Annotated in this window: 15 protein-coding genes, 1 pseudogene and 1 riboswitch; of the genes and pseudogenes, 13 read left to right on the forward strand and 3 right to left on the reverse strand. The window is 48.2% G+C overall.

Translation table 11 applies throughout. From position 1 onward, the window contains the following. The first annotated feature begins 107 nt into the window (after positions 1–107). The 7 genes and pseudogenes from ABGV42_RS20095 to ABGV42_RS20120 all read left to right on the forward strand — a co-directional run bounded on the left by ABGV42_RS20095 (position 108) and on the right by ABGV42_RS20120 (position 8,594). Positions 108–824, forward strand: coding sequence for a glycosyltransferase family 2 protein (locus ABGV42_RS20095; RefSeq protein WP_347383397.1), 717 nt, complete (start codon positions 108–110; stop codon positions 822–824). Between the two features lie 45 nt (positions 825–869). Next, positions 870–1,352, forward strand: a pseudogene (locus ABGV42_RS31885) (glycosyltransferase); the annotation flags it as partial. Positions 1,353–1,715: 363 nt separating this feature from the next. Further along, entirely contained in the window at positions 1,716–2,786 is a 1,071-nt protein-coding gene (locus ABGV42_RS31890; protein ID WP_431523683.1) for a glycosyltransferase, read from the forward strand. A gap of 197 nt (positions 2,787–2,983) precedes the next feature. Next, positions 2,984–3,616 (forward strand): bifunctional 4-hydroxy-2-oxoglutarate aldolase/2-dehydro-3-deoxy-phosphogluconate aldolase, encoded by a 633-nt coding sequence (locus tag ABGV42_RS20105; protein WP_347383399.1) that lies wholly within the window; start codon positions 2,984–2,986, stop codon positions 3,614–3,616. Between the two features lie 121 nt (positions 3,617–3,737). Then, positions 3,738–4,670, forward strand: a complete 933-nt coding sequence (locus ABGV42_RS20110) for an alpha/beta hydrolase (RefSeq protein ID WP_347383400.1) — start codon at positions 3,738–3,740, stop codon at positions 4,668–4,670. Positions 4,671–4,893: 223 nt separating this feature from the next. After that, positions 4,894–7,275, forward strand: a complete 2,382-nt coding sequence (locus ABGV42_RS20115; RefSeq protein WP_347383401.1) for a YcdB/YcdC domain-containing protein — start codon at positions 4,894–4,896, stop codon at positions 7,273–7,275. 191 nt (positions 7,276–7,466) lie between these two features. Beyond that, positions 7,467–8,594 carry a transglutaminase domain-containing protein gene (locus ABGV42_RS20120; RefSeq protein WP_347383402.1) on the forward strand — a complete coding sequence of 376 codons (1,128 nt, stop codon included), beginning with the start codon at positions 7,467–7,469 and terminating at the stop codon, positions 8,592–8,594. Between the two features lie 99 nt (positions 8,595–8,693). Here ABGV42_RS20120 and ABGV42_RS20125 read toward each other — a convergent pair whose 3' ends face one another. Further along, entirely contained in the window at positions 8,694–10,172 is a 1,479-nt protein-coding gene (locus ABGV42_RS20125) for an amino acid permease (protein ID WP_347383403.1), read from the reverse strand. 117 nt (positions 10,173–10,289) lie between these two features. Further along, a riboswitch (Lysine riboswitch) is annotated at positions 10,290–10,509 on the reverse strand. 145 nt (positions 10,510–10,654) lie between these two features. Beyond that, positions 10,655–11,797, reverse strand: a complete 1,143-nt coding sequence (locus ABGV42_RS20130) for a virulence factor (protein WP_347383404.1) — start codon at positions 11,795–11,797, stop codon at positions 10,655–10,657. Positions 11,798–12,022: 225 nt separating this feature from the next. Between ABGV42_RS20130 and ABGV42_RS20135 the strand changes: the two genes are divergently transcribed. After that, positions 12,023–12,487 carry a hypothetical protein gene (locus ABGV42_RS20135; RefSeq protein ID WP_347383405.1) on the forward strand — a complete coding sequence of 155 codons (465 nt, stop codon included), beginning with the start codon at positions 12,023–12,025 and terminating at the stop codon, positions 12,485–12,487. A 15-nt stretch (positions 12,488–12,502) separates the two neighbouring features. Here ABGV42_RS20135 and ABGV42_RS20140 read toward each other — a convergent pair whose 3' ends face one another. Further along, the gene (locus ABGV42_RS20140) at positions 12,503–13,201 is read right to left on the reverse strand and encodes a response regulator transcription factor (protein ID WP_347383406.1); all 699 of its coding nucleotides are present in this window, start codon (positions 13,199–13,201) and stop codon (positions 12,503–12,505) included. 341 nt (positions 13,202–13,542) lie between these two features. Here ABGV42_RS20140 and ABGV42_RS20145 point away from each other — a divergent pair, with 341 nt between their 5' ends. The 5 genes from ABGV42_RS20145 to ABGV42_RS20165 all read left to right on the forward strand — a co-directional run bounded on the left by ABGV42_RS20145 (position 13,543) and on the right by ABGV42_RS20165 (position 20,393). Next, on the forward strand, positions 13,543–16,389 hold the full coding sequence (locus ABGV42_RS20145) for an ATP-binding protein (protein WP_347383407.1): 2,847 nt from the start codon (positions 13,543–13,545) through the stop codon (positions 16,387–16,389). A 361-nt stretch (positions 16,390–16,750) separates the two neighbouring features. After that, positions 16,751–18,097 carry a cytochrome ubiquinol oxidase subunit I gene (locus ABGV42_RS20150; protein WP_347383408.1) on the forward strand — a complete coding sequence of 449 codons (1,347 nt, stop codon included), beginning with the start codon at positions 16,751–16,753 and terminating at the stop codon, positions 18,095–18,097. Beyond that, positions 18,094–19,128: a cytochrome d ubiquinol oxidase subunit II gene (locus tag ABGV42_RS20155; RefSeq protein WP_110821719.1), complete on the forward strand. Its 1,035-nt coding sequence runs from the start codon at positions 18,094–18,096 to the stop codon at positions 19,126–19,128. Before ABGV42_RS20150 ends, ABGV42_RS20155 begins: the two co-directional genes overlap by 4 nt. Before the next feature lie 5 nt (positions 19,129–19,133). After that, positions 19,134–19,286: a cytochrome bd oxidase small subunit CydS gene (cydS, locus tag ABGV42_RS20160; protein ID WP_170948273.1), complete on the forward strand. Its 153-nt coding sequence runs from the start codon at positions 19,134–19,136 to the stop codon at positions 19,284–19,286. A gap of 66 nt (positions 19,287–19,352) precedes the next feature. After that, on the forward strand, positions 19,353–20,393 hold the full coding sequence (locus ABGV42_RS20165; RefSeq protein WP_347383409.1) for an MBL fold metallo-hydrolase: 1,041 nt from the start codon (positions 19,353–19,355) through the stop codon (positions 20,391–20,393). Positions 20,394–20,556 lie beyond the last annotated feature (163 nt).

The following is a 20,556-nucleotide window of genomic DNA, read 5'->3' on the forward strand; positions in this document are numbered from 1 at the left end:
TAGCCTGTTAATATGTTCTGAACCAATCCTATATACCATTCGCATCTGCAGACGGATATCAGAAGTCAGGGATAGTAAAAGTCAGCTTAAGACGCGGGGGTGAGGCTTTGAATGACTGTGAGCAAGACGGCAGACCACATATTACGCTGTCCATGATCGTACGCAATGAAGAACAGCGATATCTTAGCCAGGCGCTGCAAACGCACCGGCCTTGGATTGATCGTGCGGTCATCATAGATGATGGAAGCACCGATAATACGGTTGCCCTATGTAAAGAGCTGCTTGAAGGGATTCCCCTGGTCATGGTGGAAAATCGGGCGTCCCGATTCGCCGATGAAGTGAGTCTGCGCAAGCAGCAATGGGAGGAAACGGTGGCTACAGAGCCTGAATGGATTCTAAATCTGGATGCCGATGAGATTCTGACGGCTGATTTTGGCATGCAGCGGAATCATATCCTGAAAAGTAGCGAGGACGCTATTTACTTTAGATTGTTTGATATGTGGAGTGATACGCACTACCGGGAGGATCAATACTGGCAGGCACATGCATATTACCGGCCATTTCTCGTCCGTTATCGTTCCGATTGGACGTATGAGTGGAAGGAAACTCCGCAGCACTGCGGGCGTTTTCCGGTTACGATCCAGCATTTTGCCTATGGATGCCATTCGCCTCGTGTGAAGCATTATGGCTGGGCTCGCGAGGAGGATCGCGTACGCAAATTTGAGCGTTACCAGACACTAGACCCGGATGCCAAATACGGCTGGAGAGAACAGTATGAATCCATTCTGGATACAGCCCCAAGGCTGCTGCCCTGGTTCGAATAAGGAAGGGGGAGACCTCATTTGAAGAAGGTAAAACCAAAGGAGAAGGTGCTGATTGCCAGTCCGGTTCGCCAGACTGCCGCAGTACTCCGCGAATTTTTGGAATCTCTGGCCTTTTTGGAGCGAACGACGATGGAGACGGACTATTTGTTTATAGACGATAATGAGGAGGAGGCGTCGTCCAATATTCTCCGTGATTTTATATCTCAGCATGAAGGAACCATATTTGATTCAAATAACGATGATGGAACCACTCAGGAAAAAGGGATATACACCAGGGATGAGGGAGGACATTATTGGCGCGACGAACAGATTTGGCGGGTAGCCGGTCTGAAAAACCGCATTTTGCAATATGCCAAGGATCAGAAGTACGACGCTGTTTTCCTGATTGATTCTGATCTTGTGCTGCATCCCCGGACGCTGGAACAGCTTGTCTCAGCTCAGAAGGATATTGTATCGAATATTTTCTGGACGCGCTGGCAGCCGGGGACAAGGGAAATGCCGCAGGTATGGCTGCAGGATGAGTATGCCCTATACCGCAAAGGTGGGAAATCCGAAGCGGGCAAGGAGATCCTGGATGAGAACACGCAAACCGATGCCTTTCTGAACCAATTGCGCGTGCCAGGCTGTTACGAAGTAGGAGGGCTTGGGGCTTGTACGCTCATTCGCAAGACGGCTCTGGAAGCTGGAGTTTCCTTCGACCAGATTCCGAATGTATCGTTCTGGGGTGAGGATCGTCATTTTTGCATTCGAGCTCAGGCACTCGGTTTTCGTTTGTACGTGGATACCCACCTGCCGGCCTATCATATGTACCGATTATCTGAACTTCCTGGTGCTGCTGCATATAATCGCAGGGTCAGACGAGGTGAAGAGACGATTCGTATCACGCTCTGCATGATTGTGAAAAATGAAGAGGCTTCCCTCGCGAGATGCCTGGATTCGGTGAACGGCATTGCCGACGAGATTGTGATCGTGGATACCGGATCAACGGATCGCACGCGCCAAATTGCGGCCAAATATACAGAGCGAATCGTTGATTTTGAATGGATCGATGATTTTGCAGCTGCGCGCAATTTTGCCTTCGATCAGGCAACCACTGAATACATACTGTGGCTCGATGCTGATGATGTGTTCGAACCAAATGATCAGGCGAAGTTTATTGAGCTGAAACGCTCTCTTGATCCTGCCGTGGACAGTGTTACCATGGACTATAACCTTTCATTCACGCCAGATGGGAAGGTAGCCTACAGTCTGAGAAGGAATCGGCTGGTGCGACGGGATCGAAATTACCGCTGGATTGGTGCAGTGCATGAATATCTGGAAGTTAGCGGCAATTTGCTGCATAGCGATATTGCGGTGACCCATAAGAAAGACAAGGAGTACACAGACCGCAACTTGAGGATTTATCGCAGGCGTGAGGAAGCTGGAGAGCATTTCTCTCCGCGGGATCTCTATTACTTTGGCAATGAACTGAAAGATCATGGACAGCATGAGGATGCGATTACATACTACGGGAAGTTTCTGAATACGGGTCTTGGTTGGGTGGAGGATCAGATTGCGGCATGCCAGAAAATCGCGGATTGCGAAGCAGCACTTGGTCGCTCAGAACAGGAAGTTTCAGCGCTGCTGAGGTCATTTGCCTATGACCTGCCGAGAGCAGAAATCTGCTGCCGTCTGGGCGGTTATTTTGCGGACCGTGGAGACTATCGCAAGGCGCTGTTCTGGTATGAACAGGCGACCCTGGCTGTGCGTCCAGCAGATCCGATGGTCGTGCTGAACGAAGCAGCCTGGACGTGGATGCCCCATTTGCAGCTATGTGTATGTTATGACCGGATGGGCAATCGTGTCAAAGCAAAGGAGCATAATGATATTGCTCTGGCATATCATCCTACACACCCCAGCATGCTTTACAACGATCGGTATTTTAAGGATCTGGAAAAGGGAAGTGTACTGGAAGAGGCCTAAACTTCAGGCCCAAACCTCTCTTATGGTAATGGTATGGATGGTCGTTATTCCCCGACATTCGTCCATGATGACAAGAGAGGTTTTTTGCTTTTTTATTTCATCAAGGATAAATTCGTTTTACAATATGAATTAACGGAAAAGCGGTGATAATAATACTGTCTTCGGCTGCCGAATCTATGAAGCAAGGGGAAGCTCGCATGAATTTGACGGAAGTACTATTAGAGTCGAGGCTGGTTGCCATCGTTCGAGGCATTAGCCGGGAAGCAGCAATAACAGCAGGAAAAGGCATGACAGACGGAGGAATTCGCCTGATGGAAGTAACGCTCAATACGCCTGGGGCGCATGAGATTATCGAAGACTGGCGGACCCGGCATGAAGGTCAGGCTTATGTTGGAGCAGGAACGGTCCTTAATGTGCAGATGGCCAAGGAAGCCGTTGCAGCAGGTGCTCAATTTTTGGTATCGCCCAATGTCGATCTGTCTGTCATTGAATATGCTGTAGAACATGGGGTGGAGATTTGGCCGGGTGCCATGACGCCTACCGAGATTGTAGCTGCCCATGAAGCAGGTGCTCGTGTGGTGAAATTATTTCCTATGGCGAGTCTGGGGCTGCCGTATTTGCGGGAGATCAAGGCGCCACTCAATCATATTCCGCTGCTTGCAACGGGTGGAGCTAATCTGGATAATATTACCGACTACTACGCTGCTGGTGCCGCGGCAGTTGGACTTGGCAGTGCACTTTTGCCGAGAGAGGCACTGAATGCGGGAGATCATGAACAGATTGCTGCATGTACACATGCATTTGTGGAAGCAGCGAGAGTCAAAAGGTAAGTGAACTCAATGAGCAATATGTACATTTGGGTATATATAAAAGATGTGGCTGTTTAACAGGGGGTTAATGGTATTGGCGTAGAATAGGGGTATGACAGATGCCGGAGAGGAGAAATGCACAGTGAAAGCCAGAACGATGATTGGTGGGGTTATTGCTGTTGCTGCCGTAACGGCAGGTGGCTTGTGGAAGGCGGCGGTGAAGAGCCAGACACCCAAAAAGATCCCCATAACGATTACCCCACCCATGCCTTTCGAAGATGTAACCTTTGAAAGTGGCGGAGGACGGGTTCACGGATGGTTTATTCCGGCTGGAGCCCACGTTCCCAAACCTTGGCCGCTTATCATTATCGCCCACGGCTGGGGTTCCAACCGATCACGTGTGCTCCGTTACGCACGTCCCATTTGGGAAGCAGGATATGCTCTCTTTATGTATGATGTTCGGAGTCATGGGGCCAGTGATCCGGTAAAAGCAGCGTCGGCCTATCTGTTCCGTGACGATCTGCTCTCGGCATTGCGCTACACTACCTCTCGGCCGGAGATCGATCCGGGTGCCATCGGTGTGCTTGGACATTCGCTTGGTGGTCTGGGAACGATCATGGCGGTAACGGAACATATTCCGGTATCGGCAGTCATCACGGATTCAATGCCATCCCAGTTTGAAGTGATCGTCAGTTCAGAGCTGAAACGTCGACGACTGCCGCTGTTCCCACTGGCTCAGTTGATTCCGCGAATCTGGTTCTGGAGGCTCGGAGAGTCACTGAAAACGTACCGTCAGCGCGATCCTGTTCTGCTGCTGAATGAAAGGCGTAAGGGCATTCAGCTGCCCATGCTTATGGTGCACTCCAAGGGAGATAATTTTATCCCGCCAAGTGAGCTGGAGTACTTCATGTCCAAGGCTGATCCGCCTGTCGAGCATTTGTGGGTGAATAGCGGCGGACACAGCTGCTCAGAGGAAGACCCTGTCTTCTGGGAGACCGTCATTCCCTTTTTGAAAAACCATGTCCAGGTTAAGGCTAAAACGGACGATTCAGATATTGCCTCTAATAAATCCTAATAACCATCAAGCCTGCATGGTACGCGGGATGACAGCGGAAACGCCAACCTGGTTGGCGTTTTTTGTTCTGTTCCAAATCTTTTGCAAAAATTCTCATTTGTAAAATTGTTGGGAAAACGACGATTAAAAAGGAAGCTTATGGTATCATAGTATAGACTGGCAATATTCATGCAGGGTTATTTTCCATGCATCCATGTATGAAATTGAAGGGAGAGGTCCAGATTTGAGTTTTCAGATTCGATTCAAAATGATGACAGCCAGAGCTGCTTCAGCAGCCATGGCGGCATTGCTTCTGGCATCGCAGACTCCAGGGTTTGCAGGCAGCGTGTCAGCAGCACAAGCAGAACAGGTAACAGAAGCTGCACCGGGGGAAAATGAACAACTAGACGTGACTAGCAATGACGTGCCTGAGGGGGCTAAAATCTCCTCCAAGCAAGCCAGTGAGAATATATTGAAACTGTTTCCGATGTTAAAGAAGGCTACCATTACTTCGTCGCAATTTGATCCGAATAACAGATTCCCTCCGCTGGAGTACAAAACATGGGATATCGGATTCCAGATTACCGAGGGGAATCACTCGATGGGGTTTAGCGCATCTGTACATGCAGGGACAGGGGAAGTACTGAGTGTGCATATACCATCCGATCTGCTGAATAAGCAGTTGTCCGGATCGGAAGTCAAATTGACCAAGGATGAAGTCGAAGAACAGGCCGTGGCTTTTCTGTACAAGGCAATCCCTGGATTGAAGGAAGACGCATATGCATCTTTGGGAGACCTATACCAAACGGCGGGGCAGCAATCGTTGTTTGGCAGAACGGAATATCAATTCGCTTATCAACTCAAGCATGATGGTTTGTTATCTGAGGCGGAAACGGTTTACATAAGTGTGGATCAAAGTGGCCTGGTAACAGGCTATTCACGAAATACGACCGCAGCGGAATATCCTTCATCAAAACCGGCTGTGCCTGCAGAGAAGGCAAGGCAGCAATTCGAAGAACAGTTCGATGTAGAACTCGCTTACATTTCGAAAAACCGCCTGTCCTCAAAGCAAGGTCAGCAGTACTATCTTGGATATATGCCGAAGGATTCCAGCATGGTTCCGCTTGAGGCGAATACGTTGGAACGGTTCGAGGCGATGACTGGGAAAGCCATCACCGAGCATACCGTACAGCAGGACAAACCGCTGAAAGGCAGCGTTGCCGCTTTTGTTCCAGCGAATGGACAGAGACTGAATGCCAAACAGGCGGAGAGCCTGGTGAAAAAGAACTTTGATATTCCGGAAGGATACAAGTTGGATTACAGCCAGTTAAATAAAGGAAGCTACTGGAGTCCGAACAATCAGGTCTGGAGTCTGAGCTGGAGCAACCGAAACGCGAATATGTCCTATATGTTCATGCGAGACATTTCAGCACAGGTGGATGCCACCACCGGACAAATTTACAGCTATAGCCTGTATCAGCGAATGGGTCCGGATGCTGAACAAGAGAAACCGGCTGGAGAAAATGAAGGCAAGTCCGTAACCCGTACGCAGGCCGAGAAACTTGCAATCAATTCGGTTATTGCACTTGTGCCGGATGCTGCGGAACAGTTCAAGCTGTCCAGCGTGCTTGAGGTAGAGGACGCCCGTACATTTATCTTTCAGCGCTACCTGAATGGAATTGCGGTTAAGGATGATCTGGTACAGGTACAAGTCCTGAAGGATGGAACGATTAGCGAATTTTATGCCAATCTTGCTGCAACGCCTGAGCAGCTGCCCGCAAGCAAGGAACCGGCGATCAGTTACGAAGAGGCAAAAGCGGCCTACCTGGAAGAATTCAAGCTGGTTCTGGCATACTCCCGTTACGGTGGACACGGTACGAGCAGTGGCCAAGTCACTCCAGCGGGAATAAATCTTGCGTATATGCCTACACGGGATGGCAAAACGATCTACGGCGGCTATGAAGTACTTGATGCCAATACGGGAGAATGGACGTTTTTGTACAACACCTCCAACACGGGAGCCCAAGCTGCACCTGGTGATATTGCAGGTCATGTGGCTGAAGATGCAATACTCAATATGACCCAGCATGGGGTCCTGATTCCTGACGAGCAGGGACGTGTCTTCCCGGATCGGGTAATCACCAGAGGAGATTGGTTTAACTATCTCGCTAGAGCGATTAACCCGAATCTGGACATCTATTACACTGTGAACGGGAATGACAAGCTGTACGCGGATATTACAACCGAGAGCCCTTACTATCCGGCAGTGCGTACATTAATTGACCAGCGCTGGCTCGCGGACGCTGATCCGGAAGTCAGTCTGAATCCACAGGATGAGATGACTCGGGAAGAACTGGCTGTCCTGCTTGTCCGTATACTTCGTTACGAGAAGCTGGCTGGTTTCTACACCTTGCCATCGGATCTGCCGAACCTTGTAGATGCAAATTCGGTTACCAATAAGGGTGCGGTATCTCTTAGCATGAAGCTGGGATTGCTTCCTTCCATTGAAGGACGTTTCATGCCGGCACGCAAAGTGACTGTAGCCGAAGCGTCACAGGTACTGGAGCGGTTGGCCCAGCTACAGGGCAAGACGGATTCGTTTATGACAGGCAGTCGTCTGTATTAAGAAGTATTCTTGCATAACCCGCTCTGATAAGTCATAGGATGGACATAACGGGTGTTATTTGCTGAAGACAAGGGAGACCTTCTGCGGAAGGTCTCTTTTGATTCTTTTCGACAAAACTAGAAGCCTGACGTCAGATCCTTTTGTGATACAATGAGGCATGAGAATGTTGCAAAGAGAGGTGGTATCCTTTCATGGGCAAAAACGGGAAACGAGTGATCACCATATTGCTGGCAGGCTGTCTGATTGCTGTGGCCTTACCGCGCACGGTTGACCTGGATCAGCTGTATGCTGCATCGGACACATCCGATATATCTACGACCACGGATTTACGCCAGACGTTGCTTACAGCCATGTCACAGCGAACGGAGGAGCTTGTATTTACATACAAAGGCGATGTGAAAGGACTCAAAAAACAACTCCAGAGCTCTATTGATGAAGCAATGACCAGTGATCCCTATATCCAATATACCGTCAAAAGTTATGCTTTTAATTATAAAGGTTCCAACGTTTCTGCCGAGGTCCATGTGAATTTGTCCTACCGGGAGACCAAGGAACAGACCGATTACGTTAACCGCAAAGTGACCAATGTATTAAAAGAGATCATCACACCTGGCATGACGAATCATGAGAAGGTGAAAGCGATCCATGACTGGATTGTTCTCCATCTCGCCTATGATACCTCTCTGCAGAAATACACGGCATATGATGGACTTGTCACGGGCAGCACGGTATGTCAGGGATACTCCCTACTCGCTTATCGCATGCTGGAACGGGTTGGTATTGAGAACCGCATTGTGGAAGGTACAGCAGGTGATCAGCTCCACGCGTGGAATATCGTGAAGCTGGACGGGAAATGGTACCATATGGACACGACCTGGGATGATCCCACACCTGACCGCAAAGGGAAGGTTAGTCATAATTATTATTTGCTTAGTGACAACGAGATGGCACGTGACCATATCTGGTCGGGCAAAGGCAAATATCCGACTGCACCAGCTCCCTACCGGGATGCCCTGCAAACCTTGATGCAAAGCGGAGGCAGCAAGGCACCTGCATATCAGAAGCTGTATCATGCGCTGGAATATTCGCTCTATGATGAGAAGGATGCGGTTAGTGGACATTCCGCATTGGAAACCAAGGTGCAGAATGTACTCAAAGAAGGCGGAACTACTCTTACTTTCAGATATAAGGGTACCGAGGCAAGTCTGGTTGAAGATTTGCAGAATTTGTATCAGCTCGGAATGAAATCCATATCGTATTATGTGTCCAAAATGGAAGATACGACAGATCTGCGTGTGAAGATCAATTGGACGTTATGAATTAGGGCGGATGTAATAACGCCTTAATTGTATACAAACAAAATCCCCCTGCTTCTAAACCGTAGAGAACGGTCAGAAGCAGGGGGATTTTCTATAAGTTTAATGCCCGGAGGAATCCGTAGGGGAGAAGTCGCATTCCTGCAGCGGGACCACTTTGGTTTTCTTGATCCATTTGTAACCAAGCCATAGAATCAGGAACAGTGGCACACTCAGGTAGGCAACAAGTGCTCCGCTCCAGTCGATCCGTTCGCCCGTAAACGCCTGGTAGTTCTGACCGATAATGACGATGATGCAGAGTACAAAAGCGAAAATCGGTCCGAACGGGAACCATCGTGCACGATAAGGCAAGTCTTTCAAATCCCTGCCTTGGGCAACATAAGCCCGGCGGAAGCGATAATGGCTGATTGCGATGCCAAGCCAGGTGATGAATCCGCACATGCCGGATGCATTCAGCAGCCAGGTATATACAATACCGTCACCGAACAGGGAGGCGAGAAACGCCAGCATGCCGACAGCTGTAGTTACGAGCAGGGCATTCATCGGAATGCCTTTTTTGTTCAATCGTCCAAGGAAACGCGGCGCCTTGCCATCACGGGCAAGAGCATAGAGGACCCGGCTTGAAGCATACATGCCGGAGTTTCCTGCAGACAGCACAGAGGTCAGGATGACAGCGTTCATTACCGAAGCTGCAATGGCAAGCCCGGCTTTTTCGAATACCAGCGTAAACGGACTGACACCGATGTTGTTCAGATCCCCTTTGAGCAGGTCCGGATGAGTATACGGGATGATCAAACTGATTACCGTGATGGCCAAAATGTAGAAGATCAGAATCCGCCAGAATACCTGCCGAATGGCACGAGGAACATTTTCACGCGGATTTTCACTCTCACCGGCAGCTACACCAATGAGCTCGGTACCCTGGAAGGAGAACCCGGCAGCCATGAACACACCAAGCACGGCGAAGAATCCGCCATGGATAGGGGCATCGCCCACAGTAAAGTTACTGAAACCGACGGCTTCACCGCCCATAATACCGAAGATCATCAGCACACCCACAGTCAAAAAGATAATGACGGTAGCGACTTTGATGATGGCAAACCAATATTCCGATTCACCGTAACCTTTAACAGACAGAACATTCAGAGCAAAAATTAGAACGAGAAATAGCAGGCTCCATAACATGGACGAACTGTCAGGGAACCAATACTTGATGAGTACCGTAGCCGCGGCCAGCTCGGCCGCAATGGTAACAGCCCAGTTGTACCAGAAATTCCAGCCCATGGCGAAGCCAAGTGCAGGATCGACGAAACGAGCGGCATACGTATTGAATGAACCGGAGTCAGGCATAAATGTCGCCAGTTCTCCAAGGCTTGTCATCAGAAAGTAAACCATGATACCAACGGCGGCATATGCAATCAACGCACCACCTGGACCAGCTGTGGAGATGGCGGTACCGCTTGCGAGGAACAGTCCAGTACCGATGGAGCCACCGAGGGCAATCATCGTCATATGCCGTGCACGCAATCCTTTTTTCAGGGAACCGTCTGTTGTTGTTTGCTTGTTGTTGCGGTCTTGCAATGAAAACACTCCTTCACTCAGCGTACTGATGATATGGATCAATGGCGCTATACGCATAAAAGACCGCAGGCTTCAGCCCGCGGTCTTGATATCCATTGTCCGCACCTGTCCCAGATGTTATAAGATAGCTCAACACAGAAGAATTCATACCACCCAAGCAGGCTGGTGTGTATCTCTGTGACAGTTCTGTACCTTTCGGCAGCAGCCCCAACCATACTGGACAACGTAAGGAACCGTCCAGCAGGCTTCGGCGGGTGCACCTTTCGGCTGATCTCATGAGCGGCTCCTTAGCGCCTCCTTCAGCTTACTGATCGCACCCGCGACCTCTACCTCATCATCGTGGATGAGGTGTATCTATTGTCTATGAAATTATTGAATAGCAGAACGTTACATGCCATGTTCTGTTGCTCAAACAGACATTCAGTATACCTTTCCTCGTTTCATCATGCAATAACAAAAGTTGGATGTTCTCTTAACAAGGACTATTCCGTCTTTTTGTTGCGTCCGGCCATTTGCTGCCATACGGTACCGGCAGCCTGTTCACCGGATTCAATTCGCTCGAGTGCCATCTTGGCCTGCAGGCTAACTTCAAACTCGGGATCGTCTGCTGCCTTCCGCAGGGCTTGTTCCGCTTCTTCGGTTCCCACTTCGTATAAGAAACGGGCTGCACGCCAGCGCACCAGTTTGCTGCTGTCGGTGAGCGTAGCCGTCATCGCAGCGGTTGCCGCCGGGTCACCGATATCGGACAATGTGTCTCCAGCGGTACGGCGTACGGCAGGGGAGCTGTCCTTGAGCGCCTCATACAGCAATTCCATGGCTTCCGGCGTTTTGATATCACCAAGATAAACTACCGCTAACCGGCGTATCTGCATTTTACTGTCATGCAGAGCACGGGCCACAAGCGGCAATCGTTCTTCTGTAGGTTCCATGCCGTCAAAAGCTGCGTAACGTACATTCCAATCCTCACTGCTCAGTGCTTCTTCCAGTTCGGCACCTTCCAGCCTGCGGCGGCGTTCCACGAACTCTTCTGCATTGGTACCATGCGCAATGGCCTGTTCGATAACCTGCTTTAGACGCTCTGGTGGATAGGCTGCCTCCAGTTCCTGCTCAACCTCACGGGCTATGTCGGGCAGTTCACCGTACCTTACGCCGTAATCACTCAATTTACGTTCCTTGATCAGAGTTGCGCTGGCCACTTCGGTAACGGCCTTAACGAACCGATCGGAGAGTGAGATTCGTTCTTCCTTCGCACCTGCCTTAACCCGGATCTGCATCGGAACACCGCGGAAAAACTGTATAAATACCTGTGCTTCGCCAAAGTGCTCGCCTGATGCATCTTGTGATTCAATCCAGTCGAGGTCCATTCCTTGTTGGCCAAGTCGGCTCTGGACTTCTCCCAGGATGACGGACCAGTCAGCATTCCCCTTGCGGTCCAGCGCAACGAAGTCCGTGGTATGAAATACACTTTTAACGCCAGGAATATGGAGCATCTGGCGGATAAACGCCGGAGCAGACCGTTCATTATCCAGCGTGTAGGTTCTGCGGATCCCGTCCTCCAGACGCTCATCAAGATGAAGCATCATTGTATTGGGACTGGGTGTTGGTTCAATGGAAACAATATTCATCGGTTCATAACCTCCTGTACCGGATTCGTCATTTAAGTTCCCGTGATAGATACGGGTATATCTCTATTTTACATGAATGGAGGCAAACTGCGAAATGGATGACAAACCTTACATAGTTGTGTGAGAAGTACTAAGATTGTTAACACTTCTTTCATCTTCACTCACAAACATTTTTAAATGAAGATTGGCACAATAAGTAGAATGAGACAACTGGAGGTTACAGCTATGGAACGTATAACAGTACTTTCGGACGGAAGTCGCGGTATTGCTTATGAGAATATTATTGAAATGTTTAATGAGTGGATGGAGGAGGAACAGGAAGAGTGCATTCGAGGCGAAGAACTAAACGAGAAGAGGGGTTCGAGGTCCACTTGGGGCCGGTCGCGTTATTGCATTGTCGATTACATGGATGCAAGCCAAGCAGTCTCGGCATCCAATGCCATTCGTGCCTTTATCCCTCAGCTCCCCCTGCTGGTCATTACAGATTTCCACTCGTTGATTCGCAGACAGCATTTGCAGCAAATTACAGGTAATGGCCTCATTAAGATGATTCTCTGGAATCAACATGAACCACATCAGCTGTATTTGGACATTCAGAAGTGGCTGTACTCCACGCTTCAGGATCAAGAAGAAGCCATGCCCGCTGCCATGTCAATTCAAAAATTCACACGGAGAGGGCATAGCCACTAGCTAAAGGATGTTTGATTAAATCACATATTTATAACCTGTTCCCCAAACGGTCTTGATATAGCGAGGATTTTTGGGGTCGGGCTCGATTTTCTTACGCAAGCTGGAGATGTGTACATCAATGGTACGGTCCAAATAGGCTCGTTCTGAACCTTTGATTCGGTCCATGAGCTCATTGCGGGTAAATACTTTGCCGGGATTTTTGTACAGTTCTTTCATGATCTCAAATTCAATATGAGTGACTTCGATTTCTACTCCGTTGACGAACAGAGTCCGTCTATATTCATTTACGCTCACATGCCCCGTATTTTCTGATGGTTTATCCTCTTTTGCTGGTTTATCGGGATAAGAAATGGCGGATCTGCGCAGCAATGCCTTGATCCTTGCGTCGAGCTCCTTCAGACTAAAGGGCTTACAAAGGAAATCATCAGCACCGTTATGTAATGCTCGGAGTCGGTCGTTCAGCATTGTGCTTGCCGAAATCATGAGAATTGGTACAGTGGAATGCTGGCGAAATGCATCTACCAGATCATTTCCATCCATTTCGGGCAGCATCAGATCAGTCACAACAATATCCGGTCCGAACCGTGGGAAAAGTTGAAGTGCTTCACGGGCGTGATGAACCCGCTCTGTTATGTATCCTTCCTCCTCAAGAAAGAAAGCAATCATGTCAGCCAGATTTTTCTCATCTTCTATAAGAAGTACTTTGATAGACATAGAGGTCACACTCCTGATGAAAAGAATTTGTTAAGAAATTACTAAAAAAAAGATGAGTTTTGTGTAGAAATACCACAAATTTTTTAATGTTTATATTCCAGTATATAGGATGTATATGTAGGAGAGTACAAACCGAAGAAGAACTTCAGTATTTTACCATAGCTGTGGCTATTTTGCCGATAAATCAAATTTTGCCAACGAAAAAAGCTTGTGATATATACAGTATAATGTATCAAGGGGATTTGAGGAAAGAAAAGTAGTTAGAACGGTTTTCATTTATAGGAGGAACCAACGTTGTTGTTAAATACGAATAAAGAAATAGGTCAAGAGGATTTTAGTCCATGCTTCGGATAATAACGACCAAAATGCTGGAATGGATTATAGAGAAACTTCGCATTGCCTGGATCGGAACAGTGATACTGATTGTGCTTGGAACATTGGGGAGCATCTATCCACTTACGTTATTTTATGGTGTCCAATTGATGTTCGGCAGTGCAGCTGCACTTGTTGCCCTGCGTTTGCATGGTGGTGTGTACGGGTTTATTACCATAACAGCAATCAGTGCATTACACCTGTTGTATACGGGGCCAACTGCCCATAGTTTATATATGATCTGTGCACATTTCATTGAATTGGTCTGGATGCTCGGATGGCAGATCCGTTGGAAGAACGGAAGTATTATGAAGGCCAATGCCGTATTTTGGGTCGTTATGTTACTGCCTGTCTTGGGGTATGGGCATTATATCCTGAACATGAATCTGGATGAATTAAAGTATGCATATATGCATATTGCCGTGGTCAGTATGGTTAACGCGCTAATTGCTGGATTAATCGTGGACTTCTGGATCACCAACGGCGAGCATCCATCGAAAAGGACAGGAACCATCCCGCTAAGCCGAATTGCGTTTAAATATGTGGTCGTGTTTGTTGTTGTTGTCTCCCTGTTTCTTTTATCTGCAGATAGCCGCAGGCAGTTAAGTCAAATTCATGAAACGATTATATTAAATATGAAACATGCGGCAAATGCGGTGACTCAGGATCTGGATGAACGATATTTAACAGTTCAAAATATGCAGCAGAGCATGGAGCGTTATCATCATCTATTGGATGTGAACGTAATTATTCTGGATAAAAATGATCGCGTGATTGCTTCCGGGCAGGATAACATACAAATTGGCGAATATCTGAATACAAGCAATTATCGTTACCTGAAGGAGGGAGAGTCCTCCATTATCTTTCGTTCAGGAGATGCTTATTACAGCGATGCACTTACCTATTGGAAAAATGCCTCATTTATCTATAAAGCAGATGTGGAGTCAGATACTTCTTACCATGTCTTCGTGGAAACAAGTTCGGCCAATTATTATCCACGGATTGAATCCATCTATCTGACCACACTTCAAAGTCTGTTTCTCATTTTTGTAACGTCGATGGTTGTGGCTGCTCCATTAAGCAGAAAGGTGGTAAGTCCTTTGATCAGGCTTACTCGGATGACCGGTTTACTCCCAAGGTTATTATTTCGAAAAGGCAAAATGAATTGGCCGACAAGCCATGTCACCGAAGTTCAAATCCTGATTGGCAATCTGCGCAAAATGGCAGATGTTCTGCTAGAACAATTCGAACAGATTCGTCAGGACAAATTGACGCTGGAGGACAGGGTCCGTGCACGGACCAAGGAACTGAAAAATAGTGAAGAAATCAAACGCGCCATTATCGATTCATCCATTGACGCCATTATTGCTGTGGACCCCAACGGATTGATCATTGAGTTCAACCCCGAAGCGGAAAGAATGTTTGGATTGAAACGGGAAGAGGTCATCTGCAAGACCGATGCACCGTCTCTTTTTCAGGGGGCGAGTTGCATGGAGATCAAGGAAATGCTGGAGCGATACGAATATATCCGGGGCAAACGGCATGCCAATGTCGAGGAGATTTCAGGCATCCGTAGAGATGGTTCGGTTTTCCCGATTGAATACAAAATAGTAGAAATTCAGCTGGGCAACAATGAGACGCTCTATAACTTGTTTATTAAAGATATCACCGATAAAACACGAGCAGAAGAAGAGCGTGTGCGTCATGCACTCGCGCTGGAGAAACTGAATGCAGAGCTGTTTAACGAGAAAATCGCGATTCAGGAACAGCGTGATATCAGTGAACACTTTATTGAATCAGTTCGGGAAGGGCTTGTCATGTCAGATCGCTCCGGCACGATTACCATCGTTAACCGAAGGGTTGAGGAAATGTTTGGCCTTGGTGACTTCCTGGGCAGATCCATCGAAGAATTTGCCCAAGCCATGGATAAGGTTGTCCTGACAGATGACTTCAATCTGGTGGATCAAACGAGGGCATTTTTGCACGGGGAACGTGCTTTCGTGGAGACTGAATTCAGTTTCAATAACAAGGAGAAAAGTGTGTTTTCCCTCTATATCAAGCAAGTGGATGTGCCTGGGAAAAACCATGGGTTCCTGCTTGTGTTCCGTGACCGTACGGAAGAAGAACGCCTGAATCGAATGAAAAACGAGTTAATTAGCGTGGTATCCCATGAGCTGAGGACTCCAGTAGCAACCATTATGGGTTATGTAGAATTAATGATGATGTATGATTTACCCGCTTCACAGCGACAGGAGTTTATGGAAACGATCTCGTCGGAGGGCAGTCGTTTAAGCAGCCTGCTTGAGGATGTACTGGATATCCAGCGTCTGGACAACGAAGGCATGACTTATCACATGACCTATGTACCTCTGCTCGAATTGGTGGAGGGGGTAGCAGAGCAATGGAATATCAAATCCATTCAGCGCATTCATGTGCATGCCTTCAACGGCGACTTCTTTGCCTATGCGGACCAGAATCGGATGGTCCAGGTACTCCATAACCTGATTGGCAATGCAGTCAAGTATTCACCTGGAACGGAACGGATAGACATCACCCTTTGGGAAGAAAATGAGTGGATATGCATCGATGTGCGTGATTACGGAATAGGCATTCCGGAGAATGTGCAGGATATGCTGTTTACGAAGTTTTATCGTGTCGATAACTCAGACCACAGGCAGATCGGCGGAACTGGACTCGGGCTGTATATTTCACGCAAAATTGTGGAAGATCATCAGGGGACACTTACGTTTATATCCGCAACGGGCAAAGGCAGCACCTTCAAAGTGCGATTGCCCAAGCAGGAGGATCTCCTCTAAAACAGAGATTTGTTCAGGATGCCCGTAGTCGCGAACTGGATGGATACAACATACTCAGGCCTTTATTTTCAGTGAACCATGTGCTGAAGATAGAGGTTTTTTTTGTTTTTCAAATATTCAGGATAAAAAATCATGATCTTTTGCAAACTGTCTATAGCGCCATAATTTGCATCGGATCAAAAGGAGGATGGCAGGTATATGTTTCGCAAACAGGAGAAAACGCTCATTATTGTCTGCCTGGTCGCAGCAGTGGTCGTACTGTATGCCGTTGTGAAAAGTATTATGCGTATCATGAGTTATTGAGTTGTTTGGACAAGCAGGTACGTGAAGCTGTACATCATGTTGAAGAGGAGTGTAACCCATGTCATCGCTGGACCCTGTTCTGCTCAGCCGGATTTTGACCGGTCTAACCTTGGCTGTACATATTATATTCGCCTCCATCGGCGTAGGCGTTCCGCTAATGATTGCGCTGGCCGAATGGCGGGGGCTTCGAACAAACGATATTCATTACACCTTGCTGGCACGTAGATGGGCGCGGGGGTTTGTCATCACCGTGGCCGTAGGTGTCGTCACCGGAACCTCCATCGGTCTGCAGCTTAGCCTACTTTGGCCGATGTTTATGCGAGTGGCGGGTCAGGCGATCGCGCTGCCGCTGTTTATGGAGACGTTCGCCTTTTTCGTGGAGGCGATCTTTCTGGGAATCTACCTGTATACATGGGATCGGTTCAAGAAGAAATATACCCACATGCTCCTGCTCATTCCGGTAGCATTGGGATCTTCCGCTTCGGCAATATTTATTACAACCGTGAACTCCTTCATGAACCAGCCTCAAGGCTTTACCTTGATAAATGGCATCATGAAGGATATCCACCCGATTGCAGCCATGCTGAACCCGGCTACGCCCACCAAGGTTTCGCATGTGCTGGGATCCTCGTATACGCTCAGTGCCGGTGTTCTTGCAGGCATCGCTGCGTTCAGTCTGCTGCGTGGCCGTGACCATGTCTATTACAAAAAAGCACTTAAGCTCACTACGGTATGTGCCCTTGTATTTGCGGTTAGTACAGTCATGCTTGGCGACTCCTCGGGCAAGTTTCTGGCCAAATACCAGCCGGAGAAGCTGGCAGCGGCGGAATGGCATTTCAAGACCATGAAGGAAGCCCCGCTCGTCTATGGCGGAATACTTGACGAGAATAATGAGGTGAAATATGCGATTGAAATTCCATATGCGCTCAGTATTCTCGCTGGAAATCGCCTGGACACTGAAGTGAAGGGACTGGAAGAGTACCCTGCTGATCTGCGGCCGCCGTTGTCCATTCATTACATGTTTGATCTGAAGGTAACAACAGGTGTGATCATCCTGCTGATTCCTGTCCTGTATGTGTTCCGCCGCTGGCTTCCTGGACGAAAGCCGTATCCCAAATGGCTTCTGCTCGGTATCGTTTTTCTCGGTCCGCTGGCCATGATCGCCATTGAGCTGGGGTGGATGTTCGCCGAGGTTGGCAGGCAGCCGTGGATTCTGCGGGGATACATGAAAGTGTCGGAAGCAGCTACTACCTCTACTTCGGTAGGATGGATGCTTGTTCTGTTCATCCTGTTATATCTGGTCCTTTGTTTTTCTGCTATTCGGGTGCTCAGCAAGCTGTTCCGGAATAAGGAAGCCGAGAAAGAGCTGGAGTCGCTCGGACTTGAGGGAGGGATCGTCCATTGAGCTTTGAAATTGCAGGCATCGCGATATTATGGACATTTTTGTTTGGATATCTGATTGTGGCTTCCATCGATTTTGGAGCGGGATTTTTCAGTTTCTATAGCTTGCTCACAGGTCACGAGAACAAAATCCATAACATTATTCAGCGCTACCTGTCGCCGGTGTGGGAAGTGACGAATGTGTTCTTGATCTTTTTCGTAGTAGGTTTGGTGGGATTCTATCCGGATAGTGCCTTTTATTATGGAACAGCTCTTCTGGTTCCCGGCTCCCTGGCCATTGTGCTGTTAGCTATTCGGGGGGTCTACTACGCGTACAATACCTATGGCAATCATGGTAAAAACAGTCGCATCTACATGGCCTTATATGGTGCAACGGGATTATTGATACCGGCTGTCTTCTCCACGATTTTGGCCATTTCAGAGGGCGGAATTATTGAGCAGGTTGGAGAGCAGGTATTTTTCCGCTGGGGTGAATTTCTGACGAATCCATATACCTGGTCGGTCGTACTGCTTGCACTTGTAAGTGTGCTATATATTTCGGCGATGTTTCTGTCCTATTATGCCAAGAGGGCCGAAGATGAGGCCGCATTTGAAGTGCTGAGGGAATACGCGCTGCTGTGGAGCTTGCCCACGATCTTTGCCAGCTTCCTGGCGTTCTTGCAGATTAACAAACAGAATCCCGTGCACTTTGAGCAAATGGTCAATATATCGTGGATGTTTATTGCTTCGTTTATTTGTTTTGTTATTGCGGTCTCTCTCGTATGGAAGCGAAAGTACCTTGGGTGGTGCTTTATCGCCGTGATGCTGCAATTTGCCTTCGCCTGGTATGGATACGGGAGGTCACATCTGCCATACATCCTGTATCCCTACATTAACATCTATGACAGCTTTACCAACCGGACGATGGGGATTGCCCTCATTACGGCATTCAGTCTCGGTCTGCTGGTGCTGATTCCATCGCTGATCCTCATCATGAAGCTGTTCCTGTTTGATGCGAATTACGTCCGTGGCCAATCGGGTAAAAAGAAAGGATGAACCTCATGAATCTGGAAGGTGCAACAGGCATTCCGGGGATAACGGGTTTGAGCTTCTTTGAAGAATTCACGATCATGTATGCACCGCCGCTAATTATTGTTGCTGCGATTGCGTTTCTGTTCGTGTATCTGGCAGTGTGCAAAAACCCCAAAGATTAATCCGCTCGCTTTTTTCAAAAAGGCTAAGGTTGGGTTAAGATATTAGGAAGGGAGGAGGACCCTTTCATGCCGAAAATCCGTTATAACAACATTGATAATGTAAGTACAGACAAAACGTTGAAGGAATTCAAGCAGTGGAGGGAGCAGCGGCGGAGCAAGGTGAAGGATTATTCGTATACCGTGCCCAAACACCCGCCTGAGCTGGATTATCTGCATGGTAATCGGGATGAAACGACCATCACCTGGATCGGTCACTCCACTTTTTTTATTCAATATTATGGACTGAACATCGTGACTGACCCCGTGTGGGCCGAGAAAATGGGATTTCAACGGAGACTGGGTCCCCCTGGTATTCCGATTCAAGATATTCCACCGCTGGATGTCATCCTGATCTCCCATTCGCACTATGATCATTTGCATCTAGCTTCATTGCGGAAGTTGGTTACCGCCAAAACCTTGCTTATTGTACCGGATGGGCTTAAACGAAAAATGGTACGCAAGGGCTTCCATCGCTGCCAAGAGATGAAGTGGTGGGAGCATATCGTACTCGGCGGCGTCAAAATCACCTTTGTCCCGGCACAGCACTGGACCCGCCGGACGTTATTTGATACGAATACGTCCCACTGGGGCGGATATGTATTGGAGCAGCATCATGCGCTGACGACTTCGTCCGAAGAGAGTGCAGCTGCAAGTGAACAGATCGAACCATCCTCGGAATTAAGAACGCAGACGTCACAGCAACCAGAGGGACCGCCTGTTTTGTATTTTGTTGGTGATACCGGATACTTTCAGGGGTTCAAAACGATTGGTGAACGCTTTGATATCGGTGTTACCTTAATGCCGATTGGTGCCTATGACCCCGAATGGTTTATGACGTCCCAGCACGTGACGCCGGAAGAAGCGCTGAAAGGATTCGTGGAGTCCGGTTCACAGCTTATGGTCCCGATGCATTATGGCACGTTTAAACTCGCGGATGATACACCCAAGGAAGCACTGGATCGGCTGGAAGTCGAGCGTGAACGACTCGGAATCCACAAAGAACGAATTCGGGTGCTTGGACACGGTGAGACCCTGCGTATTCGTCACGAGGATCATAGAAAGAGCTAACAAAAGAGGGCTAAATATGCTAAGGTAAGGGTATATCCGCAGCAATTGCACAATTACCAAAACTTTAACGAGTAAAAAGCGGCTAATTTTCGAATTTGCCGCTTTTTTGTGTTATAATATGGTGCCAGAATAGGCTACGGGATATTGAATCCATGATTGCTAT

The sequence above is a fragment of the Paenibacillus pabuli genome (assembly GCF_039831995.1).
Classification (GTDB): Bacteria; Bacillota; Bacilli; order Paenibacillales; family Paenibacillaceae; genus Paenibacillus; species Paenibacillus pabuli_C.